The 14,326-nt window shown below is 63.6% G+C and carries 13 protein-coding genes; 4 read left to right on the plus strand and 9 right to left on the minus strand.

Features of this window, described 5'->3' with window-relative positions; translation table 11 throughout:
- Positions 1-4: 4 nt before the first annotated feature.
- The 3 genes from rfbC to FJ430_RS27725 form a co-directional block, all read right to left on the minus strand.
- Complete coding sequence (gene rfbC, locus FJ430_RS27715) at positions 5-559, minus strand: dTDP-4-dehydrorhamnose 3,5-epimerase (protein WP_140657090.1); 555 nt, start codon at positions 557-559, stop codon at positions 5-7.
- Positions 552-1,442, minus strand: a complete 891-nt coding sequence (rfbA, locus tag FJ430_RS27720; RefSeq protein ID WP_140643360.1) for a glucose-1-phosphate thymidylyltransferase RfbA — start codon at positions 1,440-1,442, stop codon at positions 552-554. Before rfbA ends, rfbC begins: the two co-directional genes overlap by 8 nt.
- Before the next feature lie 220 nt (positions 1,443-1,662).
- Positions 1,663-2,253 carry a biotin transporter BioY gene (locus FJ430_RS27725; RefSeq protein ID WP_140705395.1) on the minus strand — a complete coding sequence of 197 codons (591 nt, stop codon included), beginning with the start codon at positions 2,251-2,253 and terminating at the stop codon, positions 1,663-1,665.
- A gap of 220 nt (positions 2,254-2,473) precedes the next feature.
- On the opposite strand from FJ430_RS27725, the gene FJ430_RS27730 reads away from it, so the two are divergent.
- Positions 2,474-3,382 carry an MBL fold metallo-hydrolase gene (locus FJ430_RS27730; RefSeq protein ID WP_140705393.1) on the plus strand — a complete coding sequence of 303 codons (909 nt, stop codon included), beginning with the start codon at positions 2,474-2,476 and terminating at the stop codon, positions 3,380-3,382.
- Between the two features lie 104 nt (positions 3,383-3,486).
- Here FJ430_RS27730 and FJ430_RS27735 read toward each other — a convergent pair whose 3' ends face one another.
- Entirely contained in the window at positions 3,487-4,272 is a 786-nt protein-coding gene (locus FJ430_RS27735; RefSeq protein WP_140705391.1) for a DUF1499 domain-containing protein, read from the minus strand.
- Positions 4,273-4,354: 82 nt separating this feature from the next.
- Positions 4,355-5,983 (minus strand): fatty-acid--CoA ligase, encoded by a 1,629-nt coding sequence (locus FJ430_RS27740; RefSeq protein WP_140705389.1) that lies wholly within the window; start codon positions 5,981-5,983, stop codon positions 4,355-4,357.
- Between the two features lie 190 nt (positions 5,984-6,173).
- Here FJ430_RS27740 and FJ430_RS27745 point away from each other — a divergent pair, with 190 nt between their 5' ends.
- Both FJ430_RS27745 and FJ430_RS27750 read left to right on the plus strand, forming a co-directional pair.
- Positions 6,174-6,530 carry a hypothetical protein gene (locus tag FJ430_RS27745; protein WP_140643350.1) on the plus strand — a complete coding sequence of 119 codons (357 nt, stop codon included), beginning with the start codon at positions 6,174-6,176 and terminating at the stop codon, positions 6,528-6,530.
- 106 nt (positions 6,531-6,636) lie between these two features.
- Positions 6,637-7,026, plus strand: a complete 390-nt coding sequence (locus FJ430_RS27750) for a DUF427 domain-containing protein (RefSeq protein ID WP_140705387.1) — start codon at positions 6,637-6,639, stop codon at positions 7,024-7,026.
- Positions 7,027-7,217: 191 nt separating this feature from the next.
- Here the strand turns inward: FJ430_RS27750 and FJ430_RS27755 are convergent, their stop codons facing one another.
- The 4 genes from FJ430_RS27755 to ppdK all read right to left on the minus strand — a co-directional run bounded on the left by FJ430_RS27755 (position 7,218) and on the right by ppdK (position 13,708).
- On the minus strand, positions 7,218-7,964 hold the full coding sequence (locus FJ430_RS27755; RefSeq protein WP_140705385.1) for a polysaccharide deacetylase family protein: 747 nt from the start codon (positions 7,962-7,964) through the stop codon (positions 7,218-7,220).
- A 136-nt stretch (positions 7,965-8,100) separates the two neighbouring features.
- Positions 8,101-9,261 (minus strand): glycosyltransferase family 9 protein, encoded by a 1,161-nt coding sequence (locus FJ430_RS27760; RefSeq protein WP_140705383.1) that lies wholly within the window; start codon positions 9,259-9,261, stop codon positions 8,101-8,103.
- 194 nt (positions 9,262-9,455) lie between these two features.
- On the minus strand, positions 9,456-10,559 hold the full coding sequence (locus FJ430_RS27765) for a glycosyltransferase family 9 protein (protein ID WP_140705381.1): 1,104 nt from the start codon (positions 10,557-10,559) through the stop codon (positions 9,456-9,458).
- Between the two features lie 461 nt (positions 10,560-11,020).
- Entirely contained in the window at positions 11,021-13,708 is a 2,688-nt protein-coding gene (gene ppdK / locus FJ430_RS27770) for a pyruvate, phosphate dikinase (RefSeq protein WP_140705379.1), read from the minus strand.
- Positions 13,709-13,923: 215 nt separating this feature from the next.
- On the opposite strand from ppdK, the gene FJ430_RS27775 reads away from it, so the two are divergent.
- Positions 13,924-14,268 carry a VOC family protein gene (locus FJ430_RS27775; protein ID WP_140643336.1) on the plus strand — a complete coding sequence of 115 codons (345 nt, stop codon included), beginning with the start codon at positions 13,924-13,926 and terminating at the stop codon, positions 14,266-14,268.
- The last annotated feature ends 58 nt before the right edge of the window (positions 14,269-14,326 follow it).

The raw sequence follows: 14,326 nt of genomic DNA on the forward strand, positions 1-14,326 counted from the left end.
CTCCTCACGCGAACACCTCCGCCAGGCCGAGCAAGGGCGCGTTGCGGTCCTTGTCCGAAAGCTGGAAGCCGCCCGCGATCGCCGGCCATTTTATGCCGATCGCCGGGTCGTCGAAGCGGATCGAGCGGTCGTGCCCGGGCGAGTAGGTGTCGGTCACCTTGTAGAGCACCTCGGTATCCGGCACGAGCGTGACGAAACCATGCGCGAAGCCTTTCGGCACCAGAACCTGGTTGCCCTTGTCGGCCGATATCTCCAGCGCTTCCCATTTGCCGAAAGTGGGCGAAGAACGGCGGATGTCGACCGCGACATCGAGCACGCTGCCCCGGATGACGCGCAGCAGCTTGGCTTGCGCGCGCGGCGGCAACTGGTAATGCAGGCCCCGCAGCACACCGGCCGCGGCGGAATAGGAATGGTTGTCCTGCACGAAGGCGAGATCGATGCCGGCTTCGGCGAAGCGTTCGGCATTCCAGGTCTCGCTGAAAAAACCGCGTGCATCGCCATGCCGCTTGGGCACGATCTCCAGCACGCCATCGAGGCCGAGCGGCCTGACCTCAAGCACCGCGTTCCTCCATCAGATCGGCCACCCGCCGGCGCAAATAGGCGGCATATTCGTTCTTGCCGAGCCGAAAGGCGCGATCCAGAACCTTGTCGGCGCTGATCCAGTGCTGCTCCAGCGCAATCTCCTCGGGGCACGCAATCTTGATGCCTTGGCGATGCTCGATCGTGCGCACGAAAGACGATGCCTCGAGCAGGCTGTCATGCGTGCCGGTGTCGAGCCAGGCATAGCCGCGGCCGAGACGGTGGACATGCAGTTCGCCACGCTCGAGGTAGACGTTGTTGACCGCCGTGATCTCGAGCTCGCCGCGCGCCGAAGGGCGGATCGTCGAGGCAATGTCGACCACGTTGTTGTCGTAGAAATAAAGACCGGTCACGGCCCAGTTGGACTTCGGCTTTTGCGGCTTCTCCTCGATCGTCAGAGCCTTGCCGGAGGCCTTGTCGAAGGAAACCACGCCATAGCGCTCAGGATCGTCGACATAGTAGGCAAAGACCGAGGCGCCGCCCTCGCGGGTCGCCGCCTCGCGGCAGAGTTGCGACAGGCCGCCGCCAAAATAGATGTTGTCGCCAAGGATCATCGACACGCTGTCCTTGCCAATGAACTCGCGGCCAATGATGAAGGCTTCCGCGAGACCGTTGGGCTGCGGTTGCTCGGCATAGGACAATTCCAGCCCGAATTCGGAACCGTCGCCCAGCAATGCCTGAAAGACCGGCAAGTCGCGCGGAGTCGAGATGATGAGAATCTGGCGAATTCCCGCGAGCATCAGCACGCTCAGCGGGTAATAGATCATCGGCTTGTCGTAGATCGGCAGTATCTGCTTAGAAATCGCTAATGTAAGCGGATAGAGACGTGTTCCGCTGCCGCCCGCAAGGATAATTCCTTTCAACAAGCTCTCCTTGAACTACCGCGGCCCCGCCTCGACGCCAAGTTGCCCGTGCTTAGTTTTCGGGCGCTGGCTTGTCAATGTCGGCTTCGACTGCTTCCCAACGTTACTTCATCGCTTTCTATCATCTGGCATAAGGCGGTTTCGAGCGAAATCCGACAGCGCCATGAAAAAGGGCCGGCGGGCGCTTGTCGCCCGCCGGCCCTTTTCTCGTCGATTGTTCTCAGCCGCGCTTGAGCAATGTCCACACGGCCGGCACCAGGCTGGCGGCCAGAGCCACCTTGATCAGATCGCCGACGATGAAAGGCAGGACGCCGAACTGCCAGGACTTTTCCGGCCCGATGAGGATCCCCAGCCAGGCAAAGCCGATGGCCATCATGACGACCTCCGCCGTCAGCATGGCGCCGAACAGCTTGAACGGATTGCGGTCCCAGCCGCGATCCGCGGCCCAGCCGGCGATCGCCGCCATGACCACGAAGCCGGCAAGATAGCCGCCCGTCGAACCCAGCATATAGGCGATGCCGATGCCCTTTTCCGGCGTACCCTGGAAAACCGGCAAGCCAAAAGCGCCTTCGGCGAGGTAGAGAAGGAGCGTGGCGACGGCCAGCCGCAGGCCGAACGCCGAGGCGATCAACAGCACGGCCAGCGTCTGCAGCGAAATGTCGACCGGGCCGAGCACCACTTTGGTCTTGGCCGAAAGCGTCAGCAGCAGGGTTCCGGCGAGTGCCAGGAAGAGCTGAGTCGCGAGCCGGGCAGCGCCCCGATCCGGCAGAGTGAGAGAAACAAGCGGGCGCATCGTGGTTGCAGTTGCCATGGTCTTCCCCATTCTGGCTAATCTATTGGGTGGCTGATTTGCTGGCTTGAAGCGCGCCGCGCAGAAACGGATTTCAGGCAACGCGCTTCAAACTTTGTGTCGCTGCATGTCGTTCTCCCAAAACCGCTGCGCACTTTTGGGCGACATGCACTAATTTTCCTATATTGGCTTCCGTATCGGGCGGCAATCACTTTGCCGCATTGCAACGGAGCCCGCCGGCATGGCCCTTGAATTCGACACCAGTTTCGATCCCGCCTATGGCCGGGCGGTTGCGGTTGCGCCGGATGTGCTGCGCATCACCGCCAGAAATCCGAGCCCTTTCACCTTCCACGGCACCAACAGCTATCTCGTCGGCCGCGAGACGCTGGCGGTGATCGACCCAGGCCCGGAAGACGACGCCCATCTCGAGACGCTGCTTACGGCGATCGATGGCCGCCCGGTCAGCCACATCTTCGTCAGCCACACCCATCGCGACCATTCGCCACTCGCGTCGCGATTGAAAGAGCTGACCGGCGCGCCAACGCTTGCCGAAGGCCAGCATCGACCGGCACGGCCTTTACGCATCGGCGAGGTCAATCCGCTCGACGCCAGCGCCGACCTTGGCTTCGTTCCCGATGTCGTGCTGGCCGACAATGCGCTGACCCAGGGCGACGGCTGGGCCATCCGCACCGTGCTGACGCCCGGCCACACCGCCAACCACGCCGTGTTTGCCCTCGAGGGAACCGGAACCCTGTTTTCAGCCGACCATGTCATGGCGTGGTCGACCTCGATCGTCGCGCCGCCGGACGGCGCCATGGCCGACTATATGAGCTCCCTCGACAGGCTGCTGGCGCGCGACGATCGCTTGCTTTTGCCGGGCCATGGCGGGCCAGTGACCGCGCCGCAAAGGTTCATGCGCGGCCTCAAGACGCATCGCAAGATGCGCGAAAGGGCGATCCTGGAACGCATCCGCGCCGGAGACCGGACGATCGCGGAAATGGTCGCTGCGATCTATCGCGACACCGATCCGCGGCTGCACGGCGCCGCGGGGCTTTCGGTGCTTGCCCATCTCGAGGATCTGATCGCGCGCGGCCTGGTCGTCACGGACGGCGATCCGGCCATAGACGGCGTTTTCGCGCCCGCTGCGTAGGTCCGGAGCGCGTCACCGTTTCACGGAAACGGCGAAGCGCTCCTTCTTCCTTCTTGGCGCAATTCCGGACGGAAAACCGCTTCACACTTTTCCGGGGAATTGCTCTATTCGACCGGCGCCGCGCCGACCTGCCCGGCGACTTCCTGGTCGAGCTCGCCGAGGAAATCCGTGATGCGGGCGGCGTTGTCGCCAAGGTCGTAGCGGCCGTAGCGCGAGGCCGAGCGCATGTCGACGACGACCTGCTCGCCGTCGTCTGTGACGCGGATGGCGACGTCGGCCGGCAGTCCGAGCACGAAGCCCTTGGCCAGCGCATTGATGGTCGCCTCGCTCTGGCCGTTGATGTCGGGATAAGGTGCCGTCAGCTGCCAGTCGCGGCGGTCGAGCACGGTTTCGACAGCGTCGACGACGGTTTCGAAAGGCAGGTTGTAGCTGCGCCCGCTAACTAACGGATAGGCGGCGGCCTGCAGGCTCTGTTCGCCCGGGGTGGGCGGCGACAGCTCGTTCATGTCGGCGGTGCGTTCGCTGGTGTCCAGCACCGGCGGATCGTCGAGATCGGTCGAGATGTCGCGCAGCGGCGGATAGATCGTCGCCCAGTAGACGGCGACGCCGTATGGCGCCAGCACCAGAAGCGCCAGCAGCGCGCCGATGGAGAGATCGCGGCCACCGCGATCGCCGAAACTCCAGACCCTGGACAGACCGAGACCGGCCAGCAACAGGGCAAGCGCCGCCAGCAGCGCCACGACCGCCAGCACCCACAGGAAAGGCGGTGTGTCGACGAGACCCAGCCTGTAGGCGGCAATGACGGTAAGCAAAAGGACGAGGGAAAATGCCCCGATCCGCCGCGACCAGCCGGCCGCCCTCGACGTCTGCCGTTCAGGAATAGATGCCATTCTGTGCCGTGTCGTCCCAACCCGCGCCGAGAGTTAGCGGTTTTTGACGCCGGCTTGAAGCCGAAAGATCAAACATTTTTGGTCAATCCGACGGCAAGCGGTAATCCTTGAACTGGTCGCGCAAACTGGTCTTCTGGATCTTGCCGGTGGCGGTGTGCGGAATTTCGCCGACGAAGGCCACGTCGTCGGGCATCCACCACTTCGCCACCTTGCCGCTCATGAAGGTGAGGATGTCGCCCTTGCTCGGCTCCCTGCCGGGCTTGCTCACGACGACCAGCAAGGGCCGCTCGCCCCATTTCGAATGCGGGATGCCGATAGCCGCCGCCTCCGCCACGTCGGGATGGCCAACGGCGAGATTCTCGAGATCGATGGTCGATATCCATTCGCCGCCGGACTTGATGACGTCCTTGGCGCGATCGGTGATCTGCATGTAGCCGCTGGCGTCTATATGGGCGACATCGCCGGTGTCGAACCAGCCATCGGCATCGAACTGCTCGGCGCCGGCGCCGCCATAATAGGCGCGGGCCACCGCGGGGCCGCGCACCTTGAGATGCCCGAAGGTCTTGCCGTCCCAGGGCAGCGCGTTGTCGTCGTCATCGGTCACTTTCATTTCGACGCCGAAGGGCGAAAAACCCTGCTTGCCCTGGACATCGAGCCGCGCCTCGCCAGTCAGCGTCTCATATTGCGGCTTCAGGGTGCAGAGCGTGCCCAGCGGCGACATCTCGGTCATGCCCCAGGCATGCACCACCTGCACATCGTAGTTGTCCTGGAACTTGGCGGTGATGGCGCGCGGACAGGACGCGCCGCCGATGACGACCTTCTTCAGGTGAGGCAGCTTCTTGCCGGTCTCCTCAAGATATTGCAGCAGCATCATCCACACGGTCGGTACGGCCGCGCTGAACGTCACCTTCTCGGTGTCGAGCAGATCATAGATCGAGGCTCCGTCCATCCTGCAGCCGGGCATCACCAGCTTGGCGCCGATCATCGGTCCGCTCTGGCCAAGACCCCAGGCATTGGCGTGGAACATCGGCACGACAGGCAGGATCACATCCCGGGTGGATATGCCCATGGCGTCGGGCATGGCGGCCATCATGGCGTGCAGGACATTGGAGCGGTGGCTGTAGAGCACGCCCTTCGGGTCGCCCGTCGTGCCCGAGGTGTAGCACATGCCGGCGGCGGTGTTCTCGTCGAACGCCTTCCAGGTGAAGGCGCCATCGGCCTCGACCAGCCATTCCTCATAGGCGACGGCATTCGCCAGCGACGTTTGCGGCATATGCGCCCGGTCGGTCAGCACGATCACCTTTCTCAGCGACGGGATCGCGCCGGCGATCTTTTCCAGGAGCGGCACGAAGGTCAAATCGACGAAGATCGCCTTGTCCTCCGCATTGTTCATGATCCAGGCGATCTGCTCGGGAAAAAGCCTCGGGTTGAGCGTGTGATAGATCGCGCCGATGCCCATGATGCCGTACCAGGCCTCGATATGGCGGGCCGTGTTCCAGGCAAGGGTTGCGATGCGGTCGCCGAGCCTGAAGCCGTCACGCTCCAGCCGCTGCGCCACCTTGAGCGCCCGGTGATGGATTTCGGCGAAGGTGGTGCGCACGATCGGGCCTTCGATCGAACGCGACACGACCTCCCTGCCGCCGTGCTGGCGTTCGGCATGGTCGAGCAGCTTGTGGCAAAGCAGCGGCCATTCCTGCATCAATCCAAGCATCTGTTCCTCCCCTTTGCGCATTCGCGTCGTTTGTTTCACGCATTGTGGAACGAACCGGCGGTTTGTCCAGCCGCCATAAGTCGAAGCCCGTGGATGGATCGAAGAACCTGAAAAACCGCCATAATCCGGCCATCGTCGCCGTTAAGCTTCATTAACGGGCTGGGTGAGATTGGCGAATGGAGTGGTTCGCATGGACGCGCAGCTCGACGATAAGGCCCTCGAAAGCACGCTTGCCGAAAGTCTGGACGTTCTGACGCCGGACACCAAAACAGTTTCCGAAGATGAATTTGCCGAAGTCGTCGGCGGCGCGCTGGAGGCCGTCGGCGGAACGTTGCTGTTCAAGATGCGCGTCGAAAACGGGACCGAGGGTGAACATGTCGCCGCGGCCTGTGTCGGCAACGCCGACAATCGTCAGTTCCTGCTGCTGACGCTGCCGACCAGCGGCGGCGCGCTGAAGGTCGAAACCGCGGCGAGAAGCACCAATCCGGTTGCGGGCATTGCCGCCGCCTATGCCAGCCTCATGGATGCCTTCAAGACGGCCGCCTGACGGCTGCGTGACAGACATTCAATGAATGGTGATGACACCTCGCACCGCGCGGGCTTGCGCGACGCGCTTGTCCGACACATGTAAATTTCCCCCAAGGAGACCATTCATGGACAAGCTCGCCAACCCCGCCCCCGGCTTCCAGCGCAACCCGGACAAGGCGATCACCGTCGAACCCTATCGCGGCAGCGTCATCGTGCGCGCGGGCGACACCGTCATCGCCCGGTCGACCCGGGCCAAGGTGCTGTCGGAGCCGCCCTACGCGGATGCTTTTTACATCCCGTTCGACGACATCGATTTCAGCAAGCTGGCCGCCACCGAGCACTCGACGCATTGCCCGTACAAAGGGGATGCCAGCTACTGGAGCGTCCGCGAAGCCGGCGAGGTCGGCGAAAATGCAATGTGGGCTTATGAGACGCCATTCGACGAGATGGCCGAAATCCGCAATCACGGCGCATTCTATACGAGCAAGGTAACGGTCGAAGCTGAGCCGGGCTGAGCCTTTGTTGGCCCGCCAGAGGTGCCTTAAGATTCAGGTCAGGCCGAGCCGACAAAAGCGAGTTCCGAGAACCGGCCTACGCCGGCCGTAACCTTAACTGACGTGACATTCATGAGTGCTTCGGCTGGCGAAGGCCGGAAGCGCAGGAACTCGCTGTTCGCAGGCCGGCTTCACCTGAATATCATGGCAACTCAGTCCGTCGTGCCGTCGTTGCCTATGCCCTCGGCATCGTCGAGGCGCACGAAGGTCATGCCCTTCTGCTTCAAGGCGAGCAGCCCCTGAACCACGCCCTCGCCGGCCGCATGGGTCGGCTGGTTGATGTGGGCGATGATGACGTCGCCGTCCTTGGCGGCGGCGATGCGGCGCGCGGTTTCCTTCGCGCCGAGCAGCGAGCCGCCGTCGCCATTGACCGAGAAGCCGGCGATCTTGAAGCCCAGCCTGCGGATCATGGCGATCGCCGAGGGGCTGTATTCGGCGGTTGCGCCGCGAAACCATTTTGGCGCGGGCCCGCCTGCGCCGGCTAGCGCGGCGGCGCCGGATTCGACCTCGGCCTGCACGGCGTCCGGGCTGCCGGCGCTGCGGATGCCGTAGATCTTCTGCGGCGTATCGACCGCCGGAATGTGGCGGCCGCCGTGGTTTTCGAGTTCGAACAGATCGGGATGCGCCCGCATGATCTCGACGGCTTCGGCATTGCGCTTCAGCCAGATGCCGGTAACGAAGATCGTCGCCGGTATCCTGTTGTCGACGAGCGCCGAAAGTATCCTCGTGTCGGTCTTGCCGCCGCAGGCATCGAGCGTCAGCGCGACGCGCCCGCCGCCGACCTCGAGGCCCTGCGGCTTCACATGCAGCGTCGGCTCGAGCAGCGTCGCGGCATTGCCCGCCGACGCCGCGAACAGCGACAGCGCCATCGCGCAAAGGGATTTCGGAAGCACGCCCATCATTCGTTCCAAACCGGCACGTTCGGGCATTCTCCGCGCCGCGCCAACAAAACTCGCCTCTACAAAGCCCGCATCTAGGCGAAAATCGGGACGGCAAACAGCGCAAAAAGCAGCAGTCGCGAAAATTTGCTTTCGCTTAGACCGCGGCCTCCAGCGCCAACTTCGTTCGCGCCAGCAGCTGGAGCACGGCATCGACGACCGTGTCGACCTCCAGGCGCCAGGCGCAACACGCTTTGTTGGGGTCAGGCCGTTCGCACAGGTCACCGCCGACGCAATCGCAAGGCATGGCCGGGCGCACCGCGATGCTCGGCACGCCGACCGGTCCCCAGTGGACCGGGCTCTGCAGGCCGAACAGGCCGACGACCGGAGTGCCGACCGCGGCGGCCATGTGCATGGGGCCGCTGTCGTTGCCGAGAAACAGCCGCGCCTGCTTGAACAGCGCCGGCAGCGTGTCGAGCGGGAGCGCTCCGACCAGATTGACGATCGGCGTCTCCGCAGCCGCCAGGATCTTTTCGACCACCTCGTTCTCGTCCGGGCTGCCGACCAGGGCGACGTCCAGACCTGTCTCAGCCGATATCCGGTCGATCGCGGCGGCAAAGCGCTCCGGCTGCCAGCGGCGCCCGGGGAAGCTTGCACCGGCATGCACCGCGACGAAGGCGTTCGGCCGAAGGTGGAACTTGTCCAGCAGGGCCAAGGCTTTCGTCGTCTCGAACGGCAGCGGCCGAATGTCGGGATCCCGCACACGCAACTCTATGCCAAGCGCCTCCAGTGGCGAAAGGTAACGATAGAGAAAATGCTGCTCGCCATAGCCGAACGGCTTTGCCTTGACATTGGCAGGTTGGCGCTCGAGCCAACGCGGGGGCCTTTCCGACGGGTGATATCCGACGCGAACCCGTGCACCAACCAGTCCTGAGATGAATCGCGACGTCTTCGTATCGGTGATGTCGACGACCATATCGAAATGGCCGCGGCGTAACTTAAGGAGCGTGAGAATGAGCTCCTGCGTGCGCCGCAGCGGCGTGCCGCGCATATGGGAACGGCGGAATGTCACGACCTCCGAGGCGATGTCGTTGGCCGTGAGGAGGCCGGCGAAGCGGCCATCGCAGAGGAAGACGATGCGCACGCCGGGATATTCGAGCTGCAGATTCCTCGCCAACGCGGAGGAAAGAACGAGATCGCCAATGTGCTTCGTTTGCAGGATCAGGATCGACCGGAGAGGGCCGGAGAGAAGCTGCGACACCCGTGTCCGGGCGCCGGATGGATCGGAGTCCACGAAGCTGGGCTGAGACGTCGACATGTGGAGCCGTCATGCGCTTGTTTCACGTGGCTCTCATATACAAGATGGCAAGATCGTGGACCAGAGTGACTCGCGCGCCGACAGGCGCCTTCCACCGTTTCACGGAAAGGCGAAGGGGCCGCGCCCAACGTTTCATACCTTCCTGGGATTGGTCCAAAAGGGCGCGCCGCCGACGGGCAACTTTCCGGCGAATGTCAGACCGCGGCCTCCAGGAGCATCTCGGTGCGCGCCAGCAGTTCGAGCGTAGCGTCGACGACCGGATCGACCTCCAGGCGCCAGACGCAGCATGCCTTACGCGGGTCGGTCCGGCGGCAAAGGTCGCCGCCGACGCAGTCGCAAGGCATGGATGGCCGCAACGAAATGCTGGGCACCCCGATCGGCGCCCAGCGAACCGGGCTGGTCAGGCCGAACAGGCCGACGACCGGCGTGCCGGCCGCGGCCGCCATATGCATCGGCCCGCTTTCGTTGCCGAGAAACAGCCGAGCCTCCCTGAGCAGCGCCAGCAGCGTTTCCAACCGCAGCGTGCCCGCCAGGTTGACGACTGGCGTCTTGGCCGCGGCCATGATCCTGTCGGTTGCCTCGTTCTCGTCCGGGCCGCCGACCAGAACCACGCGCAGGCCGGTTTCGCGGACGATCCTGTCGATTGTCTCGGCAAACCGCTCCGGCTGCCACCGGCGGCCCACGAAGCTTGCTCCGGCATGGACCGCAACAAAAGCGTTTGGCCGGATCTGGTGCCTGGCGAGCAAGGCCAGGGCGCGCGTCGTCTCGAAGGGCAGCGGGCGAATGGCCGGCGCCCTGACGCGCAGATCGACGCCCAGCGCCTCCAACGGAGACAGATAGCGGTAGAGATAATGCGTCTTGCCAAATCCGAAGGGCTTCATCCTGACGTTGGCGGGTTGACGCTCGTGCCAGCGCAAAGGCCGCTCCGTCGGAAAATAGCCGACCCTGACCGGAGCGTTGACCAGTTCGGAAATGATCCGCGAGGTCTTGGAATCGGTGATGTCGATGGTCATGTCGAAACGGTGCTGCCGCAATGTGCGCACCATGCGGAAGAGCTCGCGACCCCGCTCGAGCGGCGAGCCACGCATCTTGGCACGGCTGAAGGGGACGACCTCGGAAGCTATGCCATGGGCAGTCAGGAAGCCGGCGAAATGCGCTTCGCAAAGAAACACGATCCGGACGCCCGGATATTGAAGCCGCAGGTTCTTCGCCAGCGCGGAGGCAAGCACGATGTCGCCGATGAACTTGGTCTGCAGGATCAGGATCGAGCGGTAAGCGGATGGGGAAATCTGCAACATGGATTTTCCGACACCAATAAATTCGGTGTCGGAAGGTCGCTTGAAACGGTGTCGAGATTCAGGGCCGTCACGCGCACGTTCGCGTGACATTGCATACAAAACCGTAAGGTATCCGAATGCCCCTTGAGCGCGCCGCGCTGAAACGAATTCAGGCAGCGCGCTTCAAGTCTTTGTCTTGATGCATGTCGTTGTCCCAGAACCGCTGCGCACTTCTGGGCGACATGGTTCTTTGCTTCGATGCATGTCGTTGTCCCAGAACCGCTGCGCACTTCTGGGCGACATGGTTCTTTGCTTCGATGCATGTCGTTGTCCCAGAACCGCTGCGCACTTCTGGGCGACATGGTCTTTGCTTCGATGCATGTCATTTTCCCAGAACCGCTGCGCACTTCTGGGCGACATGATTCTTTGCTTCGATGCATGTCGTTGTCCCAGAACCGCTGCGCACTTCTGGGCGACATGCATCAGGAAGCGCGTTTTGCAGCGCCCTTCGCCGCCGCCACGGCCGCCTGCGCGGCCGCCAGCCGGGCGATCGGCACCCGGTAGGGCGAGCACGAGACGTAATCGAGGCCGACCTCCTCGCAGAAACGGATCGAGGCCGGATCGCCGCCATGCTCGCCGCAGATGCCGAGCTTGATACCCGGCCGCGTCGCCTTGCCTTTTTCGGCCGCGATCCGCACCAACTCGCCGACGCCGTCGACATCGAGCGACACGAACGGATCCTGCTCGATGATGCCCTTCTGCCGGTATGTTTCGAGGAAGGATGCCGCATCGTCGCGCGAGATGCCGAAGGTGGTCTGCGTAAGATCATTGGTGCCGAAGGAGAAGAATTCGGCCGCCTCGGCGATGACATGGGCGCGGATCGCCGCCCGCGGCAATTCGATCATCGTGCCGGTCAGATAATCGATCTTGGTGCCGCTCTCCTGCATCACGCTTTGCGCGACCGCGTCGATGCGCGCCTTGACATATTCCAGCTCCCTCACGAGGCCGACCAGTGGCACCATGATTTCCGGCACGACAAGCGCGCCGGCCTTGTGGCCGGCCTCGACCGCCGCCTCGAAGATGGCGCGCGCCTGCATCTCGGCGATCTCCGGATAGGAGACCGCGAGCCGGCAGCCGCGATGGCCGAGCATCGGGTTGAATTCGTGCAGCGCCTCCGTGCGCTGCCTGAGTTTGTCCGCCGACACGTTCATGGCCGCGGCGACCTCGGCGAGCTCGGCCTCGGTCTTGGGCAGGAATTCGTGCAACGGCGGATCGAGCAGGCGGATCGTCACCGGCAGGCCGGCCATGATCTCGAACAGTTCGAGGAAGTCCGAGCGCTGCATGGGCAGCAGCTTGTCCAGTGCCGCACGCCTGTCCTTCTCGGTATCGGCCAGGATCATCTCGCGCATGGCGACGATGCGGTCGCCATCGAAGAACATGTGCTCGGTGCGGCACAGCCCGATGCCCTCGGCGCCGAAAGAGCGCGCCATGCGCGCGTCGAGCGGCGTTTCGGCATTGGTGCGCACCTTCATGCGGCGCGCCGCGTCCGCCCATTCCATGATGGCGGCGAAATCGCCCGACAGCTCCGGCTGCAGCATGGCGACCGCCCCTTTCAGCACCTGGCCGTTGGCGCCATCGATGGTGATGATGTCGCCCTTGCGGAAGGTCTGGCCCATCGAGAGCAGCGTGCCTGCCTTGTAGTCGACACGCAGCGAGCCTGCGCCCGACACGCAGGGCTTGCCCATGCCGCGCGCCACCACTGCGGCGTGGCTGGTCATGCCGCCGCGCGTGGTGAGGATGCCCTCCGCCGCATGCATGCCGTGGATGTCCTCGGGGCTGGTCTCGATGCGCACCAGGATTACCTTGCGGCCTTGCGCCTTGGCATCCTCGGCATCGCTGGAGGAAAAAACGATCTCACCGGTGGCCGCACCCGGCGAGGCCGGCAGGCCCATGCCGATGACGTCACGCGCGGCCTTCGGGTCGATGGTCGGATGGAGCAGCTGGTCGAGCGAAGCCGGATCGATGCGGGCGACAGCCTCCTCCTTGGTGATCAGCCCGTCCCTGGCCATCTCGACGGCGATCTTCAGCGCCGCCTTGGCGGTGCGCTTGCCGGAGCGGGTCTGCAACATCCACAATTTACCGCGCTCGATGGTGAATTCGAGGTCCTGCATGTCGCGGTAATGCTTTTCCAGCCGGTCGGAGATGTCGACGAAAGCCTGGAAGGCGTCGGGCATCAGCTTCTGCAGCGACGGCTTGTCGGAGCCGGCGGCGATGCGCGCCGCTTCGGTGATGTTCTGCGGCGTGCGGATGCCGGCCACCACATCCTCGCCCTGGGCATTGACCAGGAACTCGCCGTAGAGCTGCCGGTCGCCGGTCGAGGGATTGCGGGTGAAAGCGACGCCGGTCGCGGATGTGTCGCCCATATTGCCGAACACCATGGCCTGGACGTTGACGGCCGTGCCCCAGCTTTCCGGGATGTCGTGCAGGCGCCGGTAGGTGATGGCACGGTTGTTCATCCAGCTCGAGAACACTGCGCCGATCGCGCCCCAGAGCTGCTCCCGCGGATCCTGCGGGAACGGCTTGCCGAGCTCTTCCTCTACCTTGGCCTTGTAGAGGCCGATCACGCCTTGCCACTCCTGGGCCGAGAGCCCGGTGTCGAGCTCGTGACCGAGGCTCGCCTTCTCGTCCTCGAGGATTTCCTCGAACACTTCGTGGTCCAGGCCCATCACGACGTCGGAATACATCTGGATGAAGCGGCGGTAGCTGTCATAGGCAAAACGCGCATCGCCGGAATCGGCGGCCAGGGCCTCGACCGTCTCGTCGTTGAGGCCGAGATTGAGCACCGTATCCATCATGCCGGGCATGGAGGCCCGGGCGCCGGAGCGCACGGAAACCAGGAGCAGCTTCGACGGGTCGCCGAAGCGGCGGCCAGTGATGCGGCCGATATGATCGAGAGCGGAGACGACGTCCGCCTCGAGTGCGTCGGGATAGGTGCGGCCGTTGGCGTAATAGGCGTTGCAGACTTCGGTGGTGATGGTGAAACCGGGCGGCACCGGCAGCCCGAGGCTGCACATCTCGGCCAGATTGGCACCCTTGCCACCGAGAAGGTTGCGGTCGCCGGCACGGCCTTCGGCAACGCCGTCGCCGAAGGTGTAAACCCACTTGGTCATGCTTGCCCTCCAGTTCGTGGAAGATAGAACATCCGGATGATTGCCCGGTTCCCCGCCTTCCCCGATCCGAGCGATAGGATGCTGCAGTGCGAAAGGCAAGGCACCGGCCAGCGGGCATCGCAACTACAATCGATTAAGCAAAAGCTGCGTCAAAAAGACTTGCGGGAGGGGGCAGCGCGATATAGAACATAAAGGGAACATAGTGGAGTAGCGTGATGAAACTCAACGGAAAACTCGACTATCTCGAACTGCCGGCGACAGGCGGCAGGCTGGACAGCGTCAAGTCCTTCTACAGCGCCGCCTTTTCGTGGTCGTTCACCGACTACGGCCCGACCTATGCCGCCTTTGCCGAAGGGCTCGACGGCGGCTTCCAGGCCGATGGCGGCGAAGCGCCGGCCAAGCCGCTTCCGGTCATCTACTGCGAAAACCTCGAGGAAGCGCTGGACGCTGTCGAGAGTGCCGGCGGCACCATCATCAAGCCAATTTTCGCCTTTCCCGGTGGTAGACGGTTTCATTTCACAGATCCGGCCGGTAACGAACTGGCTGTATGGGGATATTAGGAAAGACGCGGATTTCAAGATATCTTTTGCTGTTGACAGTCTTGCTCACTCCAATAAG

It is taken from the genome of Mesorhizobium sp. B2-8-5, assembly GCF_006440675.2.
Taxonomy (GTDB): domain Bacteria; phylum Pseudomonadota; class Alphaproteobacteria; order Rhizobiales; family Rhizobiaceae; genus Mesorhizobium.